Annotated in this window: 12 protein-coding genes; 1 reads left to right on the forward strand and 11 read right to left on the reverse strand. The window is 48.6% G+C overall.

Translation table 11 applies throughout. From position 1 onward, the window contains the following. Positions 1 to 71 precede the first annotated feature (71 nt). The 3 genes from MHI30_RS10475 to MHI30_RS10485 all read right to left on the reverse strand — a co-directional run bounded on the left by MHI30_RS10475 (position 72) and on the right by MHI30_RS10485 (position 2,354). Positions 72 to 1,250 (reverse strand): NAD(P)/FAD-dependent oxidoreductase, encoded by a 1,179-nt coding sequence (locus MHI30_RS10475; protein ID WP_065643150.1) that lies wholly within the window; start codon positions 1,248 to 1,250, stop codon positions 72 to 74. Positions 1,251 to 1,286: 36 nt separating this feature from the next. Beyond that, the gene (locus MHI30_RS10480; protein ID WP_043929066.1) at positions 1,287 to 1,721 is read right to left on the reverse strand and encodes a DUF1641 domain-containing protein; all 435 of its coding nucleotides are present in this window, start codon (positions 1,719 to 1,721) and stop codon (positions 1,287 to 1,289) included. Positions 1,722 to 2,123: 402 nt separating this feature from the next. Continuing rightward, positions 2,124 to 2,354 (reverse strand): excisionase family DNA-binding protein, encoded by a 231-nt coding sequence (locus tag MHI30_RS10485; RefSeq protein ID WP_075754685.1) that lies wholly within the window; start codon positions 2,352 to 2,354, stop codon positions 2,124 to 2,126. A gap of 92 nt (positions 2,355 to 2,446) precedes the next feature. Between MHI30_RS10485 and MHI30_RS10490 the strand changes: the two genes are divergently transcribed. Next, positions 2,447 to 2,671 carry a hypothetical protein gene (locus MHI30_RS10490; protein WP_075754687.1) on the forward strand — a complete coding sequence of 75 codons (225 nt, stop codon included), beginning with the start codon at positions 2,447 to 2,449 and terminating at the stop codon, positions 2,669 to 2,671. 82 nt (positions 2,672 to 2,753) lie between these two features. On the opposite strand, the gene MHI30_RS10495 is transcribed toward MHI30_RS10490, so the two are convergent. The 8 genes from MHI30_RS10495 to MHI30_RS10530 form a co-directional block, all read right to left on the reverse strand. Beyond that, the gene (locus MHI30_RS10495; RefSeq protein WP_075754689.1) at positions 2,754 to 4,706 is read right to left on the reverse strand and encodes an AMP-binding protein; all 1,953 of its coding nucleotides are present in this window, start codon (positions 4,704 to 4,706) and stop codon (positions 2,754 to 2,756) included. A 30-nt stretch (positions 4,707 to 4,736) separates the two neighbouring features. Further along, entirely contained in the window at positions 4,737 to 6,266 is a 1,530-nt protein-coding gene (locus MHI30_RS10500; RefSeq protein ID WP_075754691.1) for an acyl-CoA carboxylase subunit beta, read from the reverse strand. A 20-nt stretch (positions 6,267 to 6,286) separates the two neighbouring features. Then, on the reverse strand, positions 6,287 to 7,069 hold the full coding sequence (locus MHI30_RS10505) for an enoyl-CoA hydratase (RefSeq protein WP_075754693.1): 783 nt from the start codon (positions 7,067 to 7,069) through the stop codon (positions 6,287 to 6,289). Positions 7,070 to 7,089: 20 nt separating this feature from the next. Continuing rightward, positions 7,090 to 8,001, reverse strand: coding sequence for a hydroxymethylglutaryl-CoA lyase (locus MHI30_RS10510; protein ID WP_075754695.1), 912 nt, complete (start codon positions 7,999 to 8,001; stop codon positions 7,090 to 7,092). 17 nt (positions 8,002 to 8,018) lie between these two features. Further along, positions 8,019 to 8,231: an acetyl-CoA carboxylase biotin carboxyl carrier protein subunit gene (locus MHI30_RS10515; protein WP_003182452.1), complete on the reverse strand. Its 213-nt coding sequence runs from the start codon at positions 8,229 to 8,231 to the stop codon at positions 8,019 to 8,021. A gap of 17 nt (positions 8,232 to 8,248) precedes the next feature. Then, the gene (locus MHI30_RS10520) at positions 8,249 to 9,589 is read right to left on the reverse strand and encodes an acetyl-CoA carboxylase biotin carboxylase subunit (RefSeq protein ID WP_075754699.1); all 1,341 of its coding nucleotides are present in this window, start codon (positions 9,587 to 9,589) and stop codon (positions 8,249 to 8,251) included. A gap of 226 nt (positions 9,590 to 9,815) precedes the next feature. After that, the gene (locus tag MHI30_RS10525; protein WP_075754701.1) at positions 9,816 to 13,619 is read right to left on the reverse strand and encodes a non-ribosomal peptide synthetase; all 3,804 of its coding nucleotides are present in this window, start codon (positions 13,617 to 13,619) and stop codon (positions 9,816 to 9,818) included. Between the two features lie 17 nt (positions 13,620 to 13,636). Beyond that, complete coding sequence (locus MHI30_RS10530; protein WP_145699646.1) at positions 13,637 to 24,427, reverse strand: non-ribosomal peptide synthetase; 10,791 nt, start codon at positions 24,425 to 24,427, stop codon at positions 13,637 to 13,639. Positions 24,428 to 24,436 lie beyond the last annotated feature (9 nt).

The following is a 24,436-nucleotide window of genomic DNA, read 5'->3' on the forward strand; positions in this document are numbered from 1 at the left end:
TTGCCCGTCAAATTTAAAGCAAAAAAAAGCACCACTTATAGTTTAAACTATAAGTAGCGCTTCATTTCGGATTAATAAGCCAGGCTGAACAGACCTTTAATATGGCTCAGGTAGCGGACGTTGCTCGCTTCTTTCATCAATGAAGCAGGCAGGCCTTTAAGAGATGTGCTGTTCGCGCCGATAACGGCAACTGCGTCTTTGCGGCCAAGGCTTGCAAGCGTGCCTGAGTTGACAGGGCTGAACGTTTCCATTGATTTGTTTTCTAAGTATGCATACAGGTTGTAGCCGATCAGCTCGCCCATTTGCCAAGCGATTTGAGCTGTCGGAGGGTACGGACGGCCATCCGGACCGAAGACAACGGCGCTGTCTCCTGCAACAAATACGTCTTCATGTGATGTGGATTGAAGGAAATCGTTTACAGTTGCGCGTCCGCGGTTGACTTCAAGACCTGACTCGCCGATCAGCGGATTGCCTTGAACACCGCCGGTCCAGACAAATGTATTTGTGACGATTTTTTGCCCGTCTTTCAAATCAACAACGTTTCCTTCTACATTTGTGACAGGCAGTCCTGTCAAGAATTCAACGCCGCGTTTTTCAAGGCTCTTTGTCGCACGTTCGATCAGCTCATCCGGAAGAACCGGCAGGATTTTCGGACCGGCTTCAACAAGCTTCAGCTTGATTTCTTTCGGATCGACACCGTAGCTTCTCGCAAGGTTCGGCATGATATCGGCAAGTTCACCGACAAGCTCGACGCCTGTTAGTCCGCCGCCGCCGATTAAGATCGTAGCATCCGCTTCGTTTTTCGTTTTAGCGTATTCGCGCACGCGCTCTTCAACATGCTTGAAGATTTTGTTTGCATCGTTTGCAGATTTGAGCACCATGCTGTTTTCTGCAAGTCCTGGAATGCCGAAGTAAGCAGTGACAGAACCAAGACCGACGACAAGCGCGTCATACGTCAAGGTAGAGCCGTCAGAAAGAGCGACTTCTTTTTTGTCAACTGAGAACGAGTTGACTTTGGCGATTTTAAGATCGATGTCTTTTCCTTTGAAAAGCTTTGCAAGCGGCATTGCAACTGCCTGTTCTGACACGTTGCCCGCAGCAAGACGGTGCAGTTCTGTGATGATTTGATGTGTCGGGTATTGGTTAACCACTGTGACTTTTGCTTCTTCTTTTGTGTAGTGTTTGCGAACTGTTAAAGCAGACAGTAATCCGCCGTAACCAGCGCCTAAAATGACGATATGTTTTGACATCGTGAATCCTCCGTCCTTATTCTGAATGTATAGTGATTATTTTTGTTTTTCGCGTTCTGACATGATTTGCAGGTAGCTTTGAACAAAGCGGAACAGCTTTTGGGCCTGCGGATCTTTAAGCATTTTCAGCAAACCGAAAAGTCCGATGACTTCATTGCTTTCGTCAGCGCGGTCTTTTGCTTCAATGGCGGTAGCCGCGATTTCTTTTGCCGTATCTTTGACAGGCTCAAGAATTTCTGTAATGGCACCGACCGTATCATTTTTTAATACTTCATCAGTTGCAACGGATTGTGCGAAATCGTAAGACTTTGTCAAAATGTTGACCAGTTCTGTCAGCTTTGGAAGCTGGTCGACTAAAGTAGTCAAAGACTCCTGTACTTCAGGTTTTAGCAGTTGATCGATAAGATCGCGTTGGCTTTGGCTTACAGATTCGTTTGTTTGATCAGCTGTTTGATCGATTGTTTCCGGCATAACCAATTCTCCTTTTCAATAAGCGATGTGCTGTTTTTTGAAGGAACCCCTTTTTCATAGTTTGTGAATTTGTGCACAAACAAGTCCGCAAAAAGGTTCTCCCCTTTTGTGTTTGTATTGCTGTTTTCAGTCTGGAATTCCCGAAAACCCGCAATCTCAAAACACGCTGTATTTTTTACTACTAAATGATAACACTTTTTGAACAAAAAATGAACGTGATTGTTTCGGAAATGAAATAAAATCATAGAAAACTTTATATATAGGGCTTCTTTCATTCCTTTTATTTCCTATATTGTGTCTTTTTTTTACGAAACGTCATGTCATGATAGAGACGGGAGACGTCCGAAAATGTCAGAGAATCGCATCTATTAGTTTACATAATAAAATTATTGTTGCCTCGAGTTAATCTTCATCTTTAACATCCGGATCTTCGGGGATGGGTTCGTTCAGAACGGATTCCGCCCACGCTTTATACTTTTCCATCTGTTCCATATGGGTATTGAATTGTTCTTTGTTAATTAAATGCTGCTGTCCGTCGAAGACGGTGCGGATTTTCTTTTCTCTCACAAGCTGTTCAACATATGCTTCTGAAAGCGTTAAATATTCTGCGGTTTCCTTTATTGTCAAGTCCATGTTTTGGTTCCTCTCGTTTTGATTTAGGCGAACGTTGCGATTTTAGGATCATACGATAAGATATATCAGTTTAGATGATGGAGGCCTATTCTATGTATTCAAAATGGAATGCTGAAACGTTTTATCCGCCTTCAGCCCCGCAAATGCATACCGGTCAATCTTCTCAGCAGATGAATCAAAGGCTGAAAAATCTCGAAGATCAAATGGAATTGCTGATCAAACTCATGGAAAGCAACAATCAGCTGCTGCGTTCAATTGAAGAGCAGCAGAACCGCGTCTGCGCGGCAGGCGGCGGTTCGGTTATCGTCAGAATGTGAGTTTTTGGTCAATCGAGCTTCATTAAAATAAAAAGAGGAAGGACGTGTCCTTCTTCTTTGTCTGCAAGCCTTATCCAGTATACTACAGATTTTTTTGCGCTGAAAGGCCGGCAATTTCATCGTATGTTTCACGGTTTTCCAATGTTGACAAATCGCCTGCCGGCTCGTTCAAATAGGCAGCTCTGATCAGCCGTCTCATCACTTTTGCATTTCTCGTCTTCGGCAGACCGCTGACAAAGTAAACCGCTTTTGGCTTGATCGCTTTACCGATGGCATCAGAGGCGAGGTTCAGCAAATCATCTTTTAGTTTTTCCGACGGCTTTTCCGACTGTGCGAGGACGACAAAGCAGACGGCAGCCTGACCTTTGAGCTTATCCGGAACGCCGATAACGCCTGCTTCCACCACCGCCGGATGGCCGACCAGAACGGACTCTATTTCAGCGGGCCCGATCCTTTTCCCTGCAGTATTGATGACATCATCAGAACGTCCGCTGATCGTCCAGTAGCCGTTTTCATCCCGTTTTGCCCAATCGCCGTGCACCCAGACGTCAGTCCAGCGGCTCCAATATGCTTTTTCATATCTGGACGGCTCTTTCCAAAAACCGTATGTCATGCCGACCCACGGCTTTGTCAGGACAAGCTCCCCGACTTCATTGACGACTTCCTCCCCTTTTTCGTTGAAGACATTGGCCGCCATGCCGGGCAGAGGCGAATTAAACGTCATCGGCGTGATCGGCCGCAGGAGCACATTGCCCAAAATGCCGCCTGAAATTTCCGTTCCTCCTGAATAATTAAAAATAGGAATCCGCTCTTTTCCAGCATGGCGGAACAGCCATATCCACGGTTCATAATTCCATGGTTCGCCCGTTGAGCCGATTGCCTTCAGACTGCTCAGGTCGCATTGATGAAGAAAATCTTCGCCGTGCTGCATCAGCGAGCGAATGAGCGTCGGAGAGACGCCGAGATGCGACACCCGGTGTCTGCTGACGAGCTCCCACAGCCGATCCGGGGCCGGGAAATCCGGTGCTCCGTCATACAGCAAAACTGCCGCTCCGTTTATGAGACCCCCGAATATTAAAAACGGCCCCATCATCCAGCCCATGTCTGTAAACCAGAAAAACGTGTCCCCTTGTTTGACATCCATCCCGAAGCCCGCATCAAATGCAGCTTTCAGCGGAAAACCGGCGTGGGTATGAACCGCTCCCTTCGGCTGTCCTGTCGTGCCCGATGTGTAAAGCAGCATGAGCGGATCTGAACTGTCCATTTCTTCTGTAATCTGGAGAGGATCGCTTTTCATCAATTCATTCCAGTCTATATCTCTATTATGATTCCAATCTTGTTCGCCATCGTGAAGCCGGCAGACGACAACTTTTTGGACAGTGGGGGCACGGTCTGCTGCTTTGTCAGCTTCTTTCTTCATACAGACCTTCTTTCCCCTTCGTAAAAAGGCATCTGCTGTGACAAGAATTTTTGCTCCGGCAGCGCTGAGTCTCGCGGCTGCCGCATGGGCGCCGTAGCCTGAAAAAACCGGTGAGAATACCGCGCCGATTTTAGCGGCGGCGAGCATGGCGATGACCGTTTGCGGGATCATCGGCATGTAAATCGCAATGACATCCCCTTTTGATATGCCTTGTTTTTTAAAGCCTGCCGCCGCACGGGCGACTTTTTGATGTAAAGAAGAATAGGTGATCCGTTCTGTTTTTCCGTCTTCACTTTCCCAGATGAGGGCCGTCCTGCCGGCCGTATCAGGCTGTCGGGACCATTTTTCGACGGCGCTGCAAACGGCATTTAAGCGTCCGCCGGAAAACCATTTCGGCCATTTTATGCCTTTATCGAGATTCAATGTTTGGCTGTACCGCTTGTACCAGCTGATGCCGAGCGCTTTTTCGGCCTCTTCCCAGAACCAGGCGATATCGTCTGTACTTGCTTTCAAAAAATCATCATAGTCGGAAAAACCGAGGGCTGTCATCCATTGAAACAGCCGGGTCGTTTTTACAAATTCCGGATCAGGCTGCCAAACCGCTTTTTCGGCCATGCCGTTTCCTCCTTTTCGTTTCATTGGCCTTTAGACGGGATAAACAGGATGCTTCCGTTCCGTAAATGTCATGTATTTGGTCATATATGCATTCAGCCGTTTGATGAGTTCCGTACGAAGCGAATCGGCCGGAATGATCCCGTCGACAATCATTTCTGAAGCAAGCCGGTAAATGTCTATGTCTTTTTGGTATTCTTCCCGTTTTTCGGCAATGAAGGCGGACCGCTCTTCTTCAGGCAATTGTGCGATTTTTTTTGCATAAACGGCATTTACCGCTGCTTCCGGCCCCATCACGGCAATCTGAGCTGTAGGCAGCGCCAGACAGCAGTCAGGCTCAAAGGCCGGCCCAGCCATCGCATACAAGCCTGCGCCATAAGCTTTCCTGACGATGACGGATATTTTCGGCACGGTTGCTTCGGCCATCGCTGAAATCATTTTCGCACCGTGTCTGATAATACCCGCCCTCTCGACTTTCGTTCCGATCATAAAGCCGGGGATATCAGCCAGAAACAGCAGCGGGATATGATAGGCATCACACAAATTGATAAACTTTGCGGCTTTGTCTGCCGAATCGTGAAACAACACACCGCCTTTGACCCGCGGCTGATTGGCGATGATGCCGACAGGCTGCCCGTGAATCCTTGCCAAACCGGTAATCAGCTCTGGCGCGAACAATTTTTTGATCTCATAAAAAGACGCTTCATCAATGATCTGATCGATTAAATCCATCATTTGAAACGGTGCGTTTTGGTTTTTCGGAATGATCTCCTCCAACGGCCGGTCAAACGGACGGGCGGGTTTTGCTTCAATGACAGGCGCTTTTTCGGTGTAGTTCGGCGGAAAGTAGGAAAGATACCGACGCGCCGACTTGATCGCATCTTCTTCCGTTTCGGCAAGAATGTCTCCGCAGCCTGAAACAGAACAGTGCATTCGCGCGCCGCCCATTTCTTCAAGCGACACTTTTTCGCCGATCACCATTTCCGCCATACGCGGCGAGCCTAAATACATCGAGGCGTTACCTTCGACCATGATGACGATATCGCAAAAAGCCGGTATGTAGGCGCCGCCTGCGGCTGAAGGCCCGAACAAAAGACAGATTTGCGGGATACGCCCGGATAATTTGACTTGCTGATAAAAAATCCGCCCTGCTCCTCTTCGCCCCGGAAACATGTCAACTTGATCCGTAATCCTTGCGCCTGCCGAATCGACCAAATAAAGAAGCGGACAATTCAGTTTTTCGGCTGTTTCCTGGATGCGGATGATTTTTTCGACGGTTCTCGCTCCCCATGATCCTGCTTTAACCGTTGAATCATTAGCCATGACGCAAACGGTTCGGCCGCCGATTTTTCCGATTCCCGTGACGACTCCGTCTGCCGGAAGCCCGTCTGCCATGCAATTGGCAAAAAAAGCGTCCTCAAGGTCGAGGCCTTCGTCAAGCAGCAGCTTTAATCGGTCTCTGACAAATAATTTCCCTTTTTTCTCATTGGCTTCATGGTATTTTTGCGCTCCGCCTTCCTGAATCCGGCGGATGCGTTCATACAATTCCTTTTCGGCCGGCATCGGCTGTCCCCCCGTTCGTTTTATTCTCCCGTATAATACGGCTTCCGTTTTTCTGTAAAAGCTTTCAGCCCTTCGGTTCTGTCTTTCGTCGGAATCGTCAGTTCATAGGCTTTTTGTTCAATCGCGAGTCCAGTTTCGATATCTGTCTCAAGCCCTTGGTTGATGGCGAACTTCGCCTGTCTGACGGCAACCGGTCCGTTCGCCGCGATGTTTGCTGCGATACTTTCGGTCGTTTCCTTTAACTTTTGAAGCGGAACGACATGTTCAACTAGGCTGATCTTTTGCGCTTCTTCGGCGCTGATGCGGCAGCCGGTATAGATCATTTCTTTCGCCTTTCCCCTGCCGATTAAGCGGGGCAGCCGCTGTGTTCCCCCTGCCCCGGGAATGATCGCGAGCGTTGTTTCGGGGAGACCGAGTTCAATATGTTCGGCTGCGATCCTGATGTCGCACGCCAATGCAAGCTCCAGCCCCCCTCCCAAAGCGCTTCCGTTTAATGAAGCGATGACGGGCTGCGGCAGTTTTTCCGTCTCGCTGACCACTTGTTGAATCATGGAAACGGCCTGCTTCGCTTCTGTGCGGCTCATGCGGGCTCTTTCCTTTAAATCGGCACCTGCACAAAACGTCCTGTCCCCTGTTCCCGTTATAATGACACAGCGGACGGCCGGGTTTGAACGGATATCGCGAAGGATGCGCTGAAAGTCGTCGAGAAGTCCGAGCGAGAGGGCATTTGCAGCCTGCGGTCTGTTCAACGTCAACACGGCAACAGCCTGCTCGTTGATGGAATAAAGAACATTGGGCTCCATTCGATCTTCCTCCTCTTTATCTATGAAAAACAGTTCTTTGATTTAGCCGCCTGCAAATTTCGGCTTGGCAGCTCTCTTCCGGTTTTGTCTTCGATCCATTTAGCAGCTGAAAGCAGCTTGCTGAGATCAACTCCGGTTTCGATGCCCATCTGGGCGCACATGTAAATCAAATCATCAGTTGCCGCATTTCCCGTTGCTCCAGGGGCATAAGGACAGCCGCCCAGCCCGCCGCATGATGCGTCAAATACGGTGATTCCCATATCCATCGCTGCGATCATGTTGGCGAGCGCCATCCCTCTCGTATCATGAAAATGAAGGGCGATATTCTCTTTCGGAAAGCGTTTTAAAAGTACGTCAAGCACCCTTTGAACCTGTACGGGATTTGCTGCGCCGATCGTATCTCCGAGAGAAAGTTCGTCGATGCCCATGTCGAACAGCGCTTCAGAGATGCGTATGATTTGCTCCAATGGAACGTGATGCTCATAAGGACAGCCAAATACGGTGGACAGGTAGGCTCTGACGGTGAGGCCCGCTTGTTTTGCTGTCCCGGTGACTTCCTGTAAGACGGGAAGCGTTTCTCCGATCGATTTGTTAATATTTTTCCGGTTGTGTGTCTCGCTTGCCGACATGAAAACAGAAGCTTCATCGATCCCTCCTTCGAGAGCCCGTTCCAGCCCTTTTCGGTTCGGAATGAGGGCTGCGTAGGTGACGCCCGGCTTCCGGTTAATGCCTTTGGCGACGTCAAGGGCATCAGACAGTGCAGGAATCCACTTAGGATGGACGAATGAAGTGATTTCGATATACGAAAGCCCTGTGGCAGAAAGCATGTCGATCCAGGTAATTTTATCAGCTGTCGAAAGTGCGGTTTGTTCATTTTGCAGACCGTCGCGCGGCCCGACTTCTTTAATGAAAATGTTCTTCGGTACGTCCATTTGCCATCCTCCAGACCTTATTGAAGCTCCAATAAGACATCCCCTTCATCGGCAAAATCACCTTCGTTCTTTCTAACGGTTTTGACTGTTCCGGCCGTTTCGGCGACAATCGGAATCTCCATCTTCATCGATTCTAAAATGGCGACTTCCTGCCCCTTTTCGATTTTGTCCCCCGCTTTCACTAATATTTTCCACACGTTTCCCGCCATATTGGTGACAACAGTATTCATAGTACGCCTCCTTGATTTCATTTTGACTGATAGCGACTGATAAAATCGGTTTGGACCCCGCCTTTTCGGAATTCGTCAGAACGTACGATGTCTTCAAGCAGAGGAATGTTCGTTTTAATGCCTTTCACTTGATATTGTGAAAGCGCTTCGGCCAATGTGCAGATGGCTTCTTCTCTGCTGCTTCCTTTGACGATCATCTTGGCGATCATCGGGTCGTAATACGGGGTGATAGTCATACCCGGGGCTGCTGCGCATTCATGACGGACATTCGGTTGCTCAGGCAGCTTAAGGTCGGTAATCCGCCCCGGCGAAGGGAAAAATGTTTTCGGATCTTCGGCACAGATTCTGACTTCGATCGCATGTCCGTCCCGCCGAATGTCTTTCTGCTTATGGGAAAGCGGTTTTCCCGCTGCGATATTGAGCTGTTCTTCGACAAGGTCGAGCCCTGTAATTTCCTCTGTCACCGGGTGTTCGACTTGCAGGCGGGTATTCATCTCAAGAAAATAAAAATGATTCTCCTTGTCTACTAAAAACTCGATTGTCCCGGCGTTGACATAGCCGATCGACAGCGCAGCTTTCACGGCCGCTTCACCGAGCTTTGTGCGCATGGTTTCATCGAATAACGGAGCAGGTGCTTCTTCGATGATTTTTTGCTGGCGTCTCTGAATCGAACAGTCCCGCTCCCAAAGATAGACGGCATTTTCGTATTTGTCTGTTAAAATCTGAATCTCGATATGTCTTGCCTGTTCGATATATTTCTCGATGTACATAGCCCCGTCTCCGAAAAAATCGGCGGCTCGTTTTTGGTTGCCTTCATATGCTTTTTCTAATTCGCTTTCATTGCGGATCAGCTGCATTCCGATGCCGCCGCCCCCAAAAGAAGCCTTGAGCATCACGGGATAGCCGATGGATTCGGCAAGAGCCCGGGCTTCATTCAGACCGGACAAGCTTTTTGTCACGCCGGGAACGACGGGAACCCCGGCTTGTTCCATCGCTTGCCTTGCTTCAATTTTGCTCCCCATTTTGGCGATCACATCGGACGGCGGACCGATAAACGTGATTTTTTCCTGCAGGCATCTTTCGGCAAAACGGCTGTTCTCGGAAAGCAGGCCGTATCCCGGGTGGATGGCACAGACCCCCGCTTTTTTAGCGGTTTCGATGATTTTTTCGATATTTAAATAGCTTTCACTGACCCGCGGTTTGCCGATCAGCCAGGCTTCATCTGCAGCTTTAACATGCAGGGACTCCGCATCCGCTTCAGAGTAGACGGCAGCTGTCTGAATACCGAGCCGTTTACAAGTTCGGATGATCCGAAGTGCGATTTCGCCGCGATTGGCGATAAGCAATTTTTGAAACAAAAAAATGCCCCCTTTCATATTCAAAAGTGTCTGAAATGGAATTTGAAAGCGCCTTCATTTACTCATTGTGCGAATTCGAAAGTGAAGTAGCTTATCCTGTTTGCTGCCGGGTCTTGTCTGTTCTTTACAGCTTATGATGATTTGAAAGAAAAAAGTCCTAAAGCTGAAGAAATCGCTTTAGAACTCTCAATGTTTTGGCTCAGGCCTGTTGGTGTTTGGACGGCTTTTACCGAGAATGCTCTGCATGTTTGCCGCTGTTTGTGAGGATATGTTGAATGATCTCGGCGTTTTTTGACAGAAAGGCAGTTTCGAACATATCTTTATGCGGCCCGGCTCCTTTATACTCTTGATAGTTTCTTGTTGTGGCGTCAGCCCATTTTTGCAATGTGAATCTGTCGATTTGATCCGTCTGAATGCCGGCTTCAATAAAGTGGATGTTTGCGTTGATTTGGCCGCCATTGATTAATTGTGCCCAATATTTTTGATAGTTTGCCGTCTTTTTGATGACTGCTTCCCTGAGGTGAGCTGGAACATTTTCTGCCGAGGTGCTGCTTGGCTGAGGCGGCAATGCTTGTTTCTTTTGATACGCATCGACAATAATGAGATCGCTGACCTCCAAACCGCGGTTTTCCATTTCTTTGACAGTCTCAAAAGCCGTGTTGCCTCCCGCTGAATATCCCAGCAGGATATAAGGGCCCCGAGGCTGTTTTTGGATGATGTTGTTCACGTATTGTTCCATACGGCTGTCTTCTTCAATAAAGTTAAATCCGTACACGGTCGCTTTGCCGTTTAGCTTGGCAGCGAGATCTTTATAAAATATCCCGAAGCCCGAAATGGGAGGAAAGCAGAAAAGGTTCACTCCGGTCGGCGGATTCAGTCTGCTGACATGCTGTACGGCCGAGGCGCGCAGCTCATGTGAAAACAGCTTTTCGGCCAATTGTTCAATTGTCGGATTCTCGAATAATAATTCAATCGGAATATCGATCCCCTGGCTGTTTTTCAGCTGGTGAATGACTTGAAGAGCCTTTAGCGAATGACCGCCAAGTTCGAAAAAGTCATCTTCAATACCGAGCTCCTTCACGCCAAGGATAGGTTTCCATATGTCAATCAGTTCTTTTTCGACCCAGTTTCTTGGCGGCACGATCTGTTTCAAAGTCGTTTTTTGGTCAGGTGCAGGCAGCGCGCGGCGGTCGATTTTGCCGTTTGCCGAAAGAGGCATGCGGTCCAGTTTAACCCAATCATGAGGAATCATATAGTCGGGAAGCTGCCTTGATAGTAATGAACGGATCGTTTTTTCCTCTGTTTGATCATCGCTTACATAATATGCGATAAGAAACGCTTCTTCGTTTTTTTCTTTAATGATGACAGCTGCTTCTTGAACGCCTTCAATCTCGATGAGCCGCGCTTCTATTTCAGCCGGTTCAGTTCGTTTGCCGCGAATTTTGATTTGCCGGTCCATCCGGCTGATATATTCTAAGTTGCCGTCTGGCAGCCAGCGCGCCAGATCGCCGGTTTTGTACATTTTTTCACCTGGTTGAAACGGATGCTCTACAAATGCTTCACTCGTCAAATCAGGTCTGTGCAAATATCCTTTTGCAACTCCATCGCCGCCGACGCAAAGTTCGCCAGGAACGCCGATCGGCGCGAGCTGACCGCTCTCGTCAACAATAAAGGCATTTGAATTGCTGATCGGTTTTCCGATGGGAATCGCTTGTGAAAAATCTTGCTTGACTTCATAAAATGTAGAGAATGTTGTATTTTCCGTCGGACCATATATGTTATAAAGCTTCAGGTTTGGGCACCGATGTCTGACCGTATTCATCAGTGCAGGCGTCAAAGCTTCCCCGCCGACATATAAAGTGGAGAGTCCTGAAAACATGTCCGGCTGGGCTTGTGCCAGCTGGTTAAAGAGAGCCGTTGTTAAAAACAGCACTGTGATATCATGGTGAAGCAAATAGCTGCCAAAACGGGCAGGAGTCAACATCGTCGAGCGGTCAATGACATGAAGGCATGCTCCTTTCAGGAGCGCTCCGAATATTTCAAATGTGATGGCGTCAAAGCCGAGTGAACCGGTTAAGATCAATCGGTCATTTGTATCGGCTGATGTGTAATTGCTGTTTGAGATCAGTGATACGACATTGCGGTGCGAAATCATTACGCCCTTTGGTTTGCCTGTCGAACCTGATGTATACATGATATAAGCCAGATCATCCGGACGCGTATTTATGTTTATCTCGCTGACAGGTGCCAATTGCGCTTCCTTGGATATCAACACTTTTTTCGGAAAATCAATGTCCGTCTTGAGTCCTTTCTGAACGGCCAATACGTCCGCCCCGCTTTCTTTCAGCATGCAGCTGATCCGTTCAGGCGGCAGTTCGGCATCGAGCGGGAGATAGATACCACCCGCTTTCAAAACGGCAAGAACACCGATGATGAATTCAGGGGAATGCTCTGCTAAAATCCCGGCAATTCCGTTTTTCTTTAAGCCTTGTTCTTGGAAGATGCGGGCCCATGCAGTGGATGTTTGATCCAGCTCCCGGTATGTCATCGTCAAGCCGCCGGCATGTAGTGCGATATGATCCGGCGTTTTCTCTACTTGATTGGAAAACAAGTCAGTGATTGTTTTGTTCGTATCGTAATCCGTTTTTGTATCGTTGAATTCCCTGATGATCCGGGCTTTTTCGTCAGGCGCGATCATCGGCAGCCTGGAGGCGGGGATATCGGTGTCCTCCGCCGCTCTTCGCAAGGCTTCCAGCAGGTGGCCCCTCACACAGTCAATCCATGATTCATCATAAACGTTTGCATTGTAGATGAACTTGATGACAAGTTCATCATCCGGCGCAATCATGAGGTTGAAGTTGTAGCCTGATTGCTCCGACACTTTTACATTTTCGATCTGAAGCGGTGATTCGGCGCGGTTTGCCGAGTCTTGCATTTGCTGCAAAGGGTAGTTTTCAAAAACGAAAATATGGTCAATAGCATTCTGTTTAAAAGCGATATGCGACTGAATGTCAGCCAATGGATAAAAGTTGAACATGTCTTGAGCGAGCCTTTCTTTTTGGGAGCGGCGAAGCAGCTCTGAAAAGGTTTCATTTTCGCTCTCGGTCTTGATTCGCACCGGCACAGTATTGATAAATAAACCGATGATCTTCTCAACGCCCGGAATCACGGAAGGACGGCCGGAAACGACAGAGCCGAAGACGACATCATCTGTCCGGTTATAGCGCTGAAGCATTAAGCCCCACACGGTTTGTATGAGAGTGGCGAGTGTGGCTCCATGCTGTTTGGCGATTGTTTTGAGTCTGGCCGTCAACTTTCGGTCTAATGAAAACATCAGCTCTTTCTGCCGATATCCCTTTTCCGCAGGTTTTGCAGACACTTTCGGAAGACCTGTTGGCGCATTGAAGTCTGTCAAGTAGTTCTTCCAATATTCCTTGGCTTTGTCTTTGTCCTGATCATACAACCAGGAAATATATGCGCTGTATGGCTGAACAGGATCTAAAGGCACAGATTCTCCCGTATAGATGGATTCGTACAACTGCATAAATTCTTGCAGCACGATCCCGAGACACCAGCCGTCCATTAAGATATGGTGATGGCTCCATACACACACGTGTTTTTCCGGCGCCGTTTTGAACAGAGAAATACGCATCAGCATATCTTTTTGCAGATTGAAGCCTTTCCGCCGGTCCCGCTCTTTAAACTGGCTGATATATGCGGTTTGATCAGTCTCCGGCATTTCGGTCAAGTCTTCAGCATGCAACTGAAAGGATCGATCGCGTAAAACGACCTGACGCGGTTCTTTCAGCCCGGCAACATGAGGCAAAAAAACCGTTCTGAAAATATCGTGGCGGTCAATGATCGATTGGACACTTTGTTGGAACCAGTCTAAATGGAGCTGACCCCTTATTGTGAAGACGGACTGTTCAATATATGCGGTTCCTTCGTCTTGCAGGAAAGAATGAAAAAGCATTCCTTCCTGCATGTGGCTTAAAGGATAAATGTTTTGGATTTTTTGTGTATGATCCATTGTTTCCCTCCGCTCGTTTAATGAAATCCGAGTAAGTCGGTTATATTTTTAAAAGCTTCCTCGGTCAACTCGCGATCATCAAAGTCGCTGACGGTCTTCTCTGTTTCAGTTTTGCCGAGGCAATGGTTCATCAGCTTTCTGAGATAGTACTGGCAATCTTGGGAAAGCCGCTCAATGGTTTCTTTTTGAAAACGACCTGTTTCATATGTCATGTTAACGGTCAGTTTGCCTTCGGCTACGAGTGCGCTGATGTCCAGCGACTGTTCACGCTTCCAAGTGCCGGTGATATCCTCGCCGCCTCCCAAAGGAGAAAATGTAAATGCATCAAGCTGTTCTGTTTCGGTTTGCGCACGGTTTCCGATTTCAAATTGTCCTAAATAGTTAAAGGTGATATCGGGCGCTTTGCCGAATTCGATCTTTGCTTTTTCAGGCGGTGTCATATATTTGAGAACCCCGTATCCAAATCCTTTATCAGGTATCCGCCTTAACGTGTCTTTTGTTATTTTTAATGTGCGGATCATATATTCTTCATGATGGACACCCCGTGTATTGGGTTCAAGCTGAAGCAATACTGGATATATGGAAGTAAACCACCCTACGGTTCGGCTGATATCGGGATGTACCGCCTCAGATTGACGGCCGTGCCCTTCAAGCGCGATTTTTAGCGCCTTTTGCGGCACCCATTGCCATATAGCGAGTACCGCTGACGCCAATAGCAGGTCTTGGGTATCCGTATTGTAAGCATTGTGCACATCTTTTAGAATCGCGTCTGTTTCTTGTTGAGCTAAAGTAAATGATACGGTGTTTCGTTTTTTCAAAGCGGATTTGTCGATATGTGTCTGCTCTTTTGGCAGTGCAACTGTTTCATGTTGTTCGATGGCGCGCCAATAGTCTGCTTGCTGTAATAGTCGCCGGCTTTCTGCATACTTGGCTAATTGCTCGGTATATGTCTGGAATGATGCGGTTTTTGGCGGGAGTGCTATGTCATCTCCGCGAATCGCCTGCTCATAGCCGGCTGCCAAGTCTTCCAGGATAATCCGCCATGATATGCCGTCGACGGCCAAGTGATGGATAGCAAGAAACAAATCATCTCCTTCGCTTGAGCGGAAAAGCCCGGCTTGGACCAGCGGCCCGTTTTCCAAGTCCATTGCTTTTTGCAGCTTGCGAACTTGGTGTTTGATGATGTGTTCATGATCTTTTGGCTCGCCGGTCAGATTGAAGAGTCGCAGGTTGTAAAGCTGGTCCTCCCCGATGTTCGCTGGACGATTGTACAGGCGCAAGTTCCCTTGTTCATCTTTGGCGCATATTAGCCTGAGTGCATCGTGATGGACGGTTATCGCTTTTAGCGTTTTCTTCAATGCATCTTCATCTAACGGATTTGACCGATGCAGCATAACCGACTGATTAAAATGGTGGGCTTCTTTTATATCTTGAGACAGGAACCATTTTTGCACCGGTGACCATGTAATCTCGCCTTCTACAGATGCTTGGCTGATCGGTTGTTGTGATAAACGGACATATGGCGCCAATTCTTGGATTGTCGGATGGCTGAAGATATCTTTTACGGCCAATTGCTTTCCTGATTGATGCAATCTCGCAGAGACTTGCAATGCTTTAATGGAATCTCCGCCAAGCTCAAAAAATGATTCATCAATTCCGATCTTGTCCACACCGAGCACCCCGCGCCAGATGGCAGCCAATTCTTTTTCAATATCAGTGGCCGGAGCCGTAAATGTTTGCCTAGTCTCTTCCTTGTGCGGGATCTTTGCAAGTGCGGGCTTATTCAGCTTCCCGTTTGGCATGGTAGGCAATGCATCAAGCGTTTGGAAAAACGCCGGTACCATGTAAGACGGCACTTTTTTGGCCATAGCTTTGCGCACCATGCCGCAATCTGCGCCGTCTTCAACAACGATATAAGCGCACAGTTCCTTATGACCTGCTGCGGTAACAGAATCCACCACTGCCGCTTCTTTTACTCCGGCAAGGCCGGAGAGTGCCGCTTCAACTTCTTTTATCTCTATCCGGTGGCCTCTGATTTTGACTTGTTCATCCATCCTGCCGACATACTGCAATGTGCCGTCCGGCAGCCATTTCGCCAAATCTCCCGTCCGATACATGCGCTGATCCGGATGAAACGGATCTTGAACGAAAGCTTTTGCCGTTTGCTCAGGAAGATTGATATATCCTCTTGCAAGCCCCGGTCCTGTAATGCAAAGTTCTCCGGTGACTCCGATAGGCTGCAAGTGATCTCCATTTAAAATATAAACATTTGTATAACCGATCGGCCGGCCGATCGTGACGCTTTCCTGTCGTTTTAATCTTCTGGCCGCAGTGGCCGTGATGCTGCTTTCTGTCGGTCCGTATTCATTGGAAATCTCTATGTCAGGGCGGAGCGAGAAACTGCGATCCAGCAAATTCGGTTCAATCGCTTCGCCTCCTAATGTGACAAGTCGAAGTGTTTGTACATCTTCCGGCTGCAATACGTCAAGCAGTGTCCGGTATAGAATCGGAACGAGATTCATATGCGTAATGCCGTAATCGGCCAGGTATTGTTTAATAGCGAGAATGTCTTTCGCTTCTTCCTCAGCCGGGATAACGGTTTGCACTCCTGATATAAGCGGTGCAAACATACTTGTGACAAATGCGTCAAAAGAAAATGAGGAAAGCTGAAGTGCGATATCATGATCATGAAATTCATAAAAAGCACTGCGCCACTGAACTGTATAAGCGACTCCTCTGTGTTCCACCATGACGCCTTTTGGCTTGCCCGTCGTACCTGATGTATAGATGATATATGCCAAATGATCAGGCCCGGAAGCAGTTAGAATAGGTGAGGTGTCCTGTTCCTGTACATCTTCAATCAGAAGCACTTCGCCTTTAAAACCATCAGGTACTTGATGAATTGCTTTTTTATCGGTGATCAGCAGTTTTGCTCCGCTGTCGGCTAATACATATTGTTTGCGCTCGTCCGGATATCCAAGATCAATTGGGACATAGGCGCCCCCTGCTTTCCAAGTTCCGAGAACGGCTGCGATCAAGCCTGTTGATTTAGGAATCATAATACCTACAGCGAGATCCGGACCAATCCCTTGATCTTGCAATGTTCTCGCTATTTTGTTGGACCATTCGTCTAATTCTTGATAAGTGAGCACCCCTTCCCGAGTGATGAGTGCAGTTGCACTCGGCGATTTTTCCGCCTGGCGGGCGAATAGTTCGTGAACGGTTATGTTAGGGCGGTGTTGTTCCGGCATTCTGTTGAAGTTTGACATCAGCAGCTGTTGTTCTTTAGCTGTCAGCATGCTGATGTCATGTAACGCTGTCTGCGGCGCATGGACAATGTGCTGAAGCATTGTCGTGAAATGTGATGCCCAGCGTTCGATCGTATCTTGTTTAAATAAAGATGATGCATATTCAAACCGAAAATGTATGTGTTCATCCCCTTCTGAAACTTGCAGCGTCAGGTCAAACTTCGCCCCAGTCTGAGGCATATCGGCAGGCTGAATATGCAGTCCATCCAGGAAAAGCTCTTGGCGATCCATATTTTGTACGACAAGCATAACGTCAAACAACGGATTGCGGCTCATATCACGGACGACATCAAGCCGGTCGACAAGCTCTTCAAACGGATAATCCTGATGTTCGAATGCCTCAAGCGCCGTTTCGCGGACCTCTCTTAAGAAATCGCTGAAACATTTGTTTTCGGCCGGATGCGTTCGGAGCGCCAATGTGTTGACAAACATGCCGATGACAGGTTCTAAGTCTTTGTGCGGACGCCCGGCGATCGGTGAACCGATGATGATGTCCTCCTGTCCGCTGAGACGCGCAAGAAGCGTGCTGTACGCGGCGAGAAGAACCATATACAGGGTGCAGCCGTTGTCGCGGGCAATCTTGTAAAGGCCGGCTGTCGTTTCTGCATCAAGCGTGCGGGACACTGAACCACCCGCAAAGCTTCGCACCGCCGGGCGGGCGTTGTCGGCCGGAAGCGCAAGCACCGGCAGCTCTCCGTCAAGACGCTTCAGCCAATAGTCCTTCTGTTTGTTGTAATCTTCCCCCTTTTTGAATGACCGCTGCCAGACGGCATAGTCTTTATATTGAATCCGCAGCGGGTCAAGTGTCCGGTTTGCATACAGCTCACAAAACTCGCGGATGAGCGTGTTCACAGACACCCCGTCGGAAATAATGTGATGCATGTCCACCAATAACAAGTGGCGCTCCTCCGCCTCCTGCACAAGAGCGACACGGAAAAGCGGCGCTTCTTGGAGCTGGAACGGACGGACAAAGTGTTCTGTTGATGCCTCCTCTGTAAGCTGGAATGGAACTTTGTCATGGATGCGCTGGACAGGCTCACCGTCTGTGCCTGTTTCAAACGACGTTCTGAGCGATTCGTGACGCTTGATCAGTTCGCTGAAAACCGCATCAAGTCGCGCACGGTCAAGCGGACCTGCCAACTCGAGCGCTGCCGGCATATTGTAGCCTGTACTGTCTTCTTTAAGCTGCTGGAGCACATACATCCGCTTTTGCGCCGAGGACACCGGGTAGGCCTCCTGTTTTTCCGCCGGTTCAATCGCCGCATGCGGGCTTTCATCCAATTCCTGAATCACGGCGGCGAGCTCTTCCAGTGTCGGCTTGGCGAAGATCTCCTTCAGCGGCACCTGCACGCCAAACGCTTTGGCGATGCGGGAGACGAGCGCAGTCGCTTTCAGCGAGTGGCCGCCTTGTTCGAAAAAGTGGTCGCGAATGCCGGCAGGGCCGTATTTCAGCACCTCTTCCCAAAGCTTGGCGAGCTTCATTTCCGTAATAGTTCGCGGCGCGGTGTAAGTGCGTCGTTCAGCCGCTCCGCCGAGAGCGGGCAGCGCCTTGCGGTCAAGCTTTCCGCTCGGAGTGACAGGCCACTCACGCATCTCGATGAAGGATGAAGGCATCATGTAGGCCGGCAGACGTTTGCCCAGCTCTGTCCTTACGGTCTGTTGATCCTGACCTTCAATATAGGCGTAAAGCTCGGTTTCCTCCCCTTCTGTCCGGGCTACAACCGCCGCTTCCCGCACACCGTCGATCTGGCGAAGCGCCGTTTCGACTTCTCCCGGTTCGATTCGGTAGCCGCGGATTTTCACTTGGCCGTCCATGCGGCCCAGCCATTCAACTGTGCCGTCCGGGAGCCATCTCGCCAGATCGCCCGTTTGATACATGCGTTCCCCTGGATAAAACGGGTCATCGAGAAACCGTTCTTTCGTCAGCTCCGGACGGTTCAAGTAGCCCCTTGCGACACCCGCGCCTGCGATATACAGTTCTCCTCGACAGCCGAACGGCAGAAGCTGCCGCTTTTTATTTAAAATATAGAGTCTCATATTGTGTCCTGATCGGCCGATCGGGACATGGTTAAGTGTTTTCCTTTTAGGGACATCAAAGTATGCCGCTTCTACCGTCGCTTCCGTCGGTCCGTAGGAATTTGTCAATTCCACTCCCGGCAGAAGCTCATGAAAACGGGAGACGAGGTGTGCCCCCAGCTGCTCGCCGCCTGCGAAGACTCTTTTTAAATGTCTGATGTTGGCCGGTTTTTTTCTATGATTCATATATTCCAAGAATGAGTGAAGCATAGAAGGGACAAAATGGGCCGCTGTAACTTCCTTTTCCTCCAGCGCTTTTAAGATGATTTCAGGATCTTTTTCCCCTCTTTGAGGAAGCAGATAAACAGAAGCCCCGGCGAATGGCCACCAGAACAGCTCCCATATTGAAGCATCAAACGAGTAAGACGTTTTATGCAGAATGATGTCCGAGTCGTTAAGTGAGTAGCGGGTTTGCAGTGAGTATAAAAAGTTGACCGCGGACCTGTGTTCCACCATGACGCCTTTTGGGCGTCCCGTTGAGCCGGATGTATAGATGATATAGGCCAAGGCATCGGGCGACACCGGGAGATTCGGATTGGCTGCCGCTTCTCCGTGATTCTCGCGCCCGCCATCTAGCGGCAAAATGGTTCCCTCAAACATCGATAGATTAGATTCTGCAAGCAAGGTCTTTGCGCCGCTGTCCTTCATTAAAAAACGGATTCGTTCTTCAGGATAATCCGGGTCGATCGGCACGTAAGCAGCTCCCGCTTTTAAAATGCCATAAATTCCAATCAGCATATCTGGTGAACGTCTCCCCATCACGGCAATCACATCTTCCTGTTGAATACCGAGGCCAATCAGCTTCCATGCAATTTGATTGGCTCGTTCATTCAGTTCTCTGTAGGAGATGGAGACGCCATCCGCCAAAACGGCCGGACGATCAGGCGTCTTTTCCGCCTGCTGCTCGAGCTGATGATGAAGCGGCTGATCCAGTGGGAAATCGATTTTTTGCATCGGGCTGAAGTTGTGCAGAAGTGCGCTTTCTTCCTTTTTCGAAAGGATTGACAAATGGTCCAGTTCCAACTCCGGATGCTGTGCAGCGTTTTTAGCCAAAGTTTTAAAAAAATCGGCCCATTTTTGAATCGTTTTCCGTTCAAACAAATCTGTACTGTATTCAAACTGACAGTATATTTGTCCGCCGCTTTCGGCCATGTACAGTGACAGGTCGAATTTAGAAATCGGGTGGCTGATATCTTTCTGCCGAAGCTCAAGCCCCTCCATCGACAATTGTTGCCGCTCCATATTTTGCAGTGCAAACGTTGTATCAAAGAGCGGATTTCGGCTCATCTCCCGCTGAACGCCGAGGCGGTCAACCAGCTCCTCTAACGGATAGTCCTGGTGTTCATAGGCTTCTAGCGCTGTTTCTCGAATATCCTGTAAATATTGTTTGAAAGATATTCCGCTCACCGGACGTGTTCGAAAAGCCAATGTGTTCACAAACATTCCGAGCACGGATTCAAGGTCAGCATGCGGTCTGCCCGCGATCGGCGAACCGACGATGATCTCTTCCTGCCCGCTTAGCCGTGATAATAAAACGGTATATATCCCAAGAAGCGTCATATACAGTGTGCATCTGTTTTCTCCTGCGAGCTGTTGTAAACGTGATGTAAGCTCTTGACTGATCACGAACGTAACCCTGTCACCTGCAAAGCTTTTTGCCGCGGGCCGCGGTTTGTCCGTCGGCAATTCGAGCACTGGCAGCTCACCGGCCAGTTGTTTGAGCCAATACGATTCTTGCCGTTTGTATATGTCGCTTGTTTTGAATGTTTCTTGCCATGCTGCATAGTCTTTGTATTGAATGCGCAACGGGGCCAGTTCATGTCCTTTATACAGCTCGCTGAATTCCTGCATAAGCAATTGGATGGAGACACCGTCTGAAATAATATGGTGCATGTCCACTAAAAGCAGATATCGTCCTTTTTCAATGGTCACTAAGCCCGCCCTGAAAAGCGGAGCCTTTCCAAGATCAAACGGCCGGATAAATGATTCAGATGAAGATTCGTTTGAAAAAGCAAACGGCACCTTTTCATGAATCCGCTGCACCGGCTCGCCGTCTTCTCCTGCTTCGAATGATGTCCTAAGGGGTTCATGCCGGCGGATCAGTTCGCGAAATACAGCTTCCGCCCTCTGTCGATCGAGCGCGCCTGTCAGCTCCAAAACGGCCGGAATGTTGTAGCTGACTCCTCCGTCATCAAGCTGGTGCAGAACATACATCCTTTTTTGTGCGGAAGAAACCGGATATGCCTCCTTCTTCTCTATTTGCTGAATCGAAGCAAACGGGTTTTCCTCCGCTTCACTGATGACTGCTGCCAACCCTTCTACGGTCGGATGGGCAAAGACATCACTTAACGGAATCTGAACGTTCCATTCTTTGGCGATGCGAGAGATGAGCGATGTTGCTTTTAAAGAATGGCCGCCCAGTTCAAAAAAGTTGTCGCGGATGCCGACCGGCCCCCTTTTCAGTAGACCTTCCCAAAGCTGTGAAAGCCTGAGCTCGTTCAAATTGCGAGGTGCGGTGTATAACTGATGTGAAGCAGATGATGTTGGTTCTGGGAGGGCGCTTTTATCGACTTTTCCATTTACGGTAAGCGGAATCGCTGGCACAACAGTCCATTTTACTGGCATCATGTAGTCAGGGATGGCGTCGGCCAAATCGTGACGCAATGCAGAAGGGTCGATCGGTTTCCGCGTGCTGTAGTATGCGCACAATTCATGTTCCCCTTCACTGTCTTTTTGAACCAGGACAACCGCTTCCTTAACAGCAGGATGATTTGCCAATGTCACCTCAATTTCCTTCGGTTCGACCCGGTAGCCCCTGATTTTCACTTGATCATCCGTCCTGCCGATATAGTCCATTTGTCCGTCTGCACGAAGCCTTGCGATATCTCCTGTTCGATACATGACGGCTCCCGCTCTGAACGGATCGGGCAAAAATTTCTGTTTTGTCAAGACTGGATTGTTAACATATCCTCTCCCGACGCTCGCGCCGGATATATAAAGCTCCCCTGCTACACCGCAGGGCTGAAGCCGTTTGTATTTGTCAAGGATATACAAGGCGTTTTGGCTGATCGGTTTTCCGATCGGCGGAGAATCCGGGATGTCTCCCTCAGGATGAATGGTGCATGTCGTGACGACATGGGTTTCCGCCGGGCCGTAATGATTATGCAAGTGTATGCCGCGCCGCTTTAGCAATGCCTTAAAAATATGCGAGACCGTCAATTGCTCCCCCGCAGTGATAACATGCTTCACACAGTTTGGAAAGTGGTTCGCATAGTGTTCCTCATTAAAAAGCATCTTCACAAAAGCCGTCGGGAAAAAGACGACTTCTGTTCGCTGTGTATTGATCAACAAAAACAACTGAGCTGGGTCGCGCTTGATTGATTCAGGCGCGATGCAAAGCGTGCCGCCGCTAAGCAAAGTTGTAAACAATTCTTGATAGCAAACGTCAAACGCACAAGATGCATACTGGAGCACATTTGTTTTGAAATCAATACGTGAGTTTTCAAATTGGTCATGAAGCAAATTGGCCATATTTCGATGTTCAAATAAAACACCCTTCGGTTTCCCCGTTGTTCCAGATGTATACATGATGTAAAGCAAATCTTCCGGTGTGTTTACCGTCTCGACATTGCTTCCGTCTCTTTCCGCATCTGCTTCTTCTATGAATGTCACAGATCGTTTTGTTGCGGCTGACTTTGCTAAAGCCGCTACATGACGCTGTGATACAATGTGCTGACAGCCGCTGTTTTCTATGCAATAGCGAATGCGTTCGGCAGGATGGCTCAGGTCAATCGGAACAAAAGCCGCACCCGCTTTTAAAATACCGAGGACTCCCGCCGCTAATGCGGGAGATCGTTCGACCATGATCGCCACCGGCTCCTGGCGTTTGACACCCCGTTTTCGGAGAAGGCGCGCAAGTTTGTTTGCCATTTCATTCAGCTCTTTATAAGTGATCGACTGCCCTTCATAGTGAATTGCTTTTTCATCAGGGGATTGTGCCGCCTGACGTTCGAACATCGACTGGATCGTTTCATATTCACGCTGCTTAGTCTCTATTTTCAACGCGCTGAGCAGGTCTTTTTGTTCCTGCTGTGTTGTGATCGTCAATTCCTCCGGGGTCAAATTCGGATTTTCCAGCACTTGTGCGATGATATGCTGCAAATGGCCTTTGACGCTTTCGATGAAGGAACGTTCATGGATGCCGGAATCAAATCTCATTTTGAGATGAATGTTTTCACCTGGTGCCACCATGAGATAAAAGCTGTAGTTGGTCTCGTCTTCCATGTTGAAATCATGAATGCGAAACAGATCCTCTGCATCTTGTCCGCTGTTCAGCAGTGCGATTTCTTTTTCAACAGGATAATTTTCAAAAACAAGAATATGGTCGATTAAGCCTTGTTTGACGGCGGATTCCGCCTGTATCTCATAGAGCGGGTGGTAGCTGTACGGCTGCCCATTGAGCGCATCTTTTTGCACTTGTTTGATCAGTTTCACAAAAGGCACTTTTATACCGGTAACCCGCACCGGCACCGTGTTAATGAAAAGGCCGATCATCCGCTCTATCCCTGCAATTTCAGCCGGTCTGCCGGAAATAACCGAACCGAAAACCGCATCATCCGTCTGGTTATAAGCTTGCAGCAACATTCCCCAAAGCGTGTGAAAAATGGTGCTCAATGTGACTTCTTCCTTTGCGGCCAGCGCTTTCAGCTTATCCGTAACTGTTTTAGAAAGGGTAAAGGTGACTTCTTCTTGTCTGTTTTTGGCGCCCGCTTTTTTTTGCTTCGGCAGCCGGCTCTGTTGGTCATATCCTTCAAGATAACCCTCCCAGTACCGGGCGGCGGCTTCTTTGTCCTGCTCCATCAGCCATTGAATATAGCTCCCGTAAGGCACAGCAGGCTCAAGCTTTAATGGTGTTTGGTGCAAAAGGGAAGCGTATATATGGAAAAACTCCTTCAGGACAATCCCGAGGCACCAGCCGTCCATAATGATGTGATGGAAGCTCCATATACATGTAAATTCGCGTTCTCCTGTTTTGAAAAGAATGACGCGCATCAATCCATCTTTTTGCAAATGAAATCCTTTGGCTCTGTCTGTTTTTTTGACGTCATCGATCAATCTGAGCTGGCTGGATCGGTCCAAATGAGTCAGATCTTTTTCTTCAACGGTGATCGTCCGTTCTTTTAAGACGACCTGCTGCGGAACGGATACATTTTGACTGACAAAAATCGTTCTGAAAATGTCGTGCCGGGCGCACAGAGCAGCGATGCTTTTCTGAAAAATGCCGGTGTCAACCTTTCCTGTCATTGAAAATGAGGCTTGTTCGACGTATGCCTGTGTGTCCTTGTTAAGAAGGGTGTGAAATAGCATGCCTTCCTGCATATAAGAAAGCGGATAAATATCCTGAATCTCATGTTTTTTTGTCATATTTTTTCC

Origin of the sequence: Bacillus sp. FSL L8-0528 (genome assembly GCF_038593085.1) — a bacterium.
Classification (GTDB): Bacteria; Bacillota; Bacilli; order Bacillales; family Bacillaceae; genus Bacillus; species Bacillus paralicheniformis.

Excerpts from the sequence above, each read along its gene's own strand:
- MHI30_RS10515 (WP_003182452.1), bottom strand. The coding sequence starts at position 8,231 with ATGAATACTGTTGTCACCAATATGGCGGGAAACGTGTGGAAAATATTA.
- MHI30_RS10530 (WP_145699646.1), bottom strand. The coding sequence starts at position 24,427 with ATGACAAAAAAACATGAGATTCAGGATATTTATCCGCTTTCTTATATG.
- MHI30_RS10500 (WP_075754691.1), bottom strand. The coding sequence starts at position 6,266 with ATGCCGGCCGAAAAGGAATTGTATGAACGCATCCGCCGGATTCAGGAA.
- MHI30_RS10505 (WP_075754693.1), bottom strand. The coding sequence starts at position 7,069 with ATGGAGCCCAATGTTCTTTATTCCATCAACGAGCAGGCTGTTGCCGTG.
- MHI30_RS10525 (WP_075754701.1), bottom strand. The coding sequence starts at position 13,619 with ATGGATCATACACAAAAAATCCAAAACATTTATCCTTTAAGCCACATG.
- MHI30_RS10485 (WP_075754685.1), bottom strand. The coding sequence starts at position 2,354 with ATGGACTTGACAATAAAGGAAACCGCAGAATATTTAACGCTTTCAGAA.
- MHI30_RS10495 (WP_075754689.1), bottom strand. The coding sequence starts at position 4,706 with ATGGCCGAAAAAGCGGTTTGGCAGCCTGATCCGGAATTTGTAAAAACG.
- MHI30_RS10490 (WP_075754687.1), top strand. The coding sequence starts at position 2,447 with ATGTATTCAAAATGGAATGCTGAAACGTTTTATCCGCCTTCAGCCCCG.
- MHI30_RS10475 (WP_065643150.1), bottom strand. The coding sequence starts at position 1,250 with ATGTCAAAACATATCGTCATTTTAGGCGCTGGTTACGGCGGATTACTG.
- MHI30_RS10510 (WP_075754695.1), bottom strand. The coding sequence starts at position 8,001 with ATGGACGTACCGAAGAACATTTTCATTAAAGAAGTCGGGCCGCGCGAC.
- MHI30_RS10480 (WP_043929066.1), bottom strand. The coding sequence starts at position 1,721 with ATGCCGGAAACAATCGATCAAACAGCTGATCAAACAAACGAATCTGTA.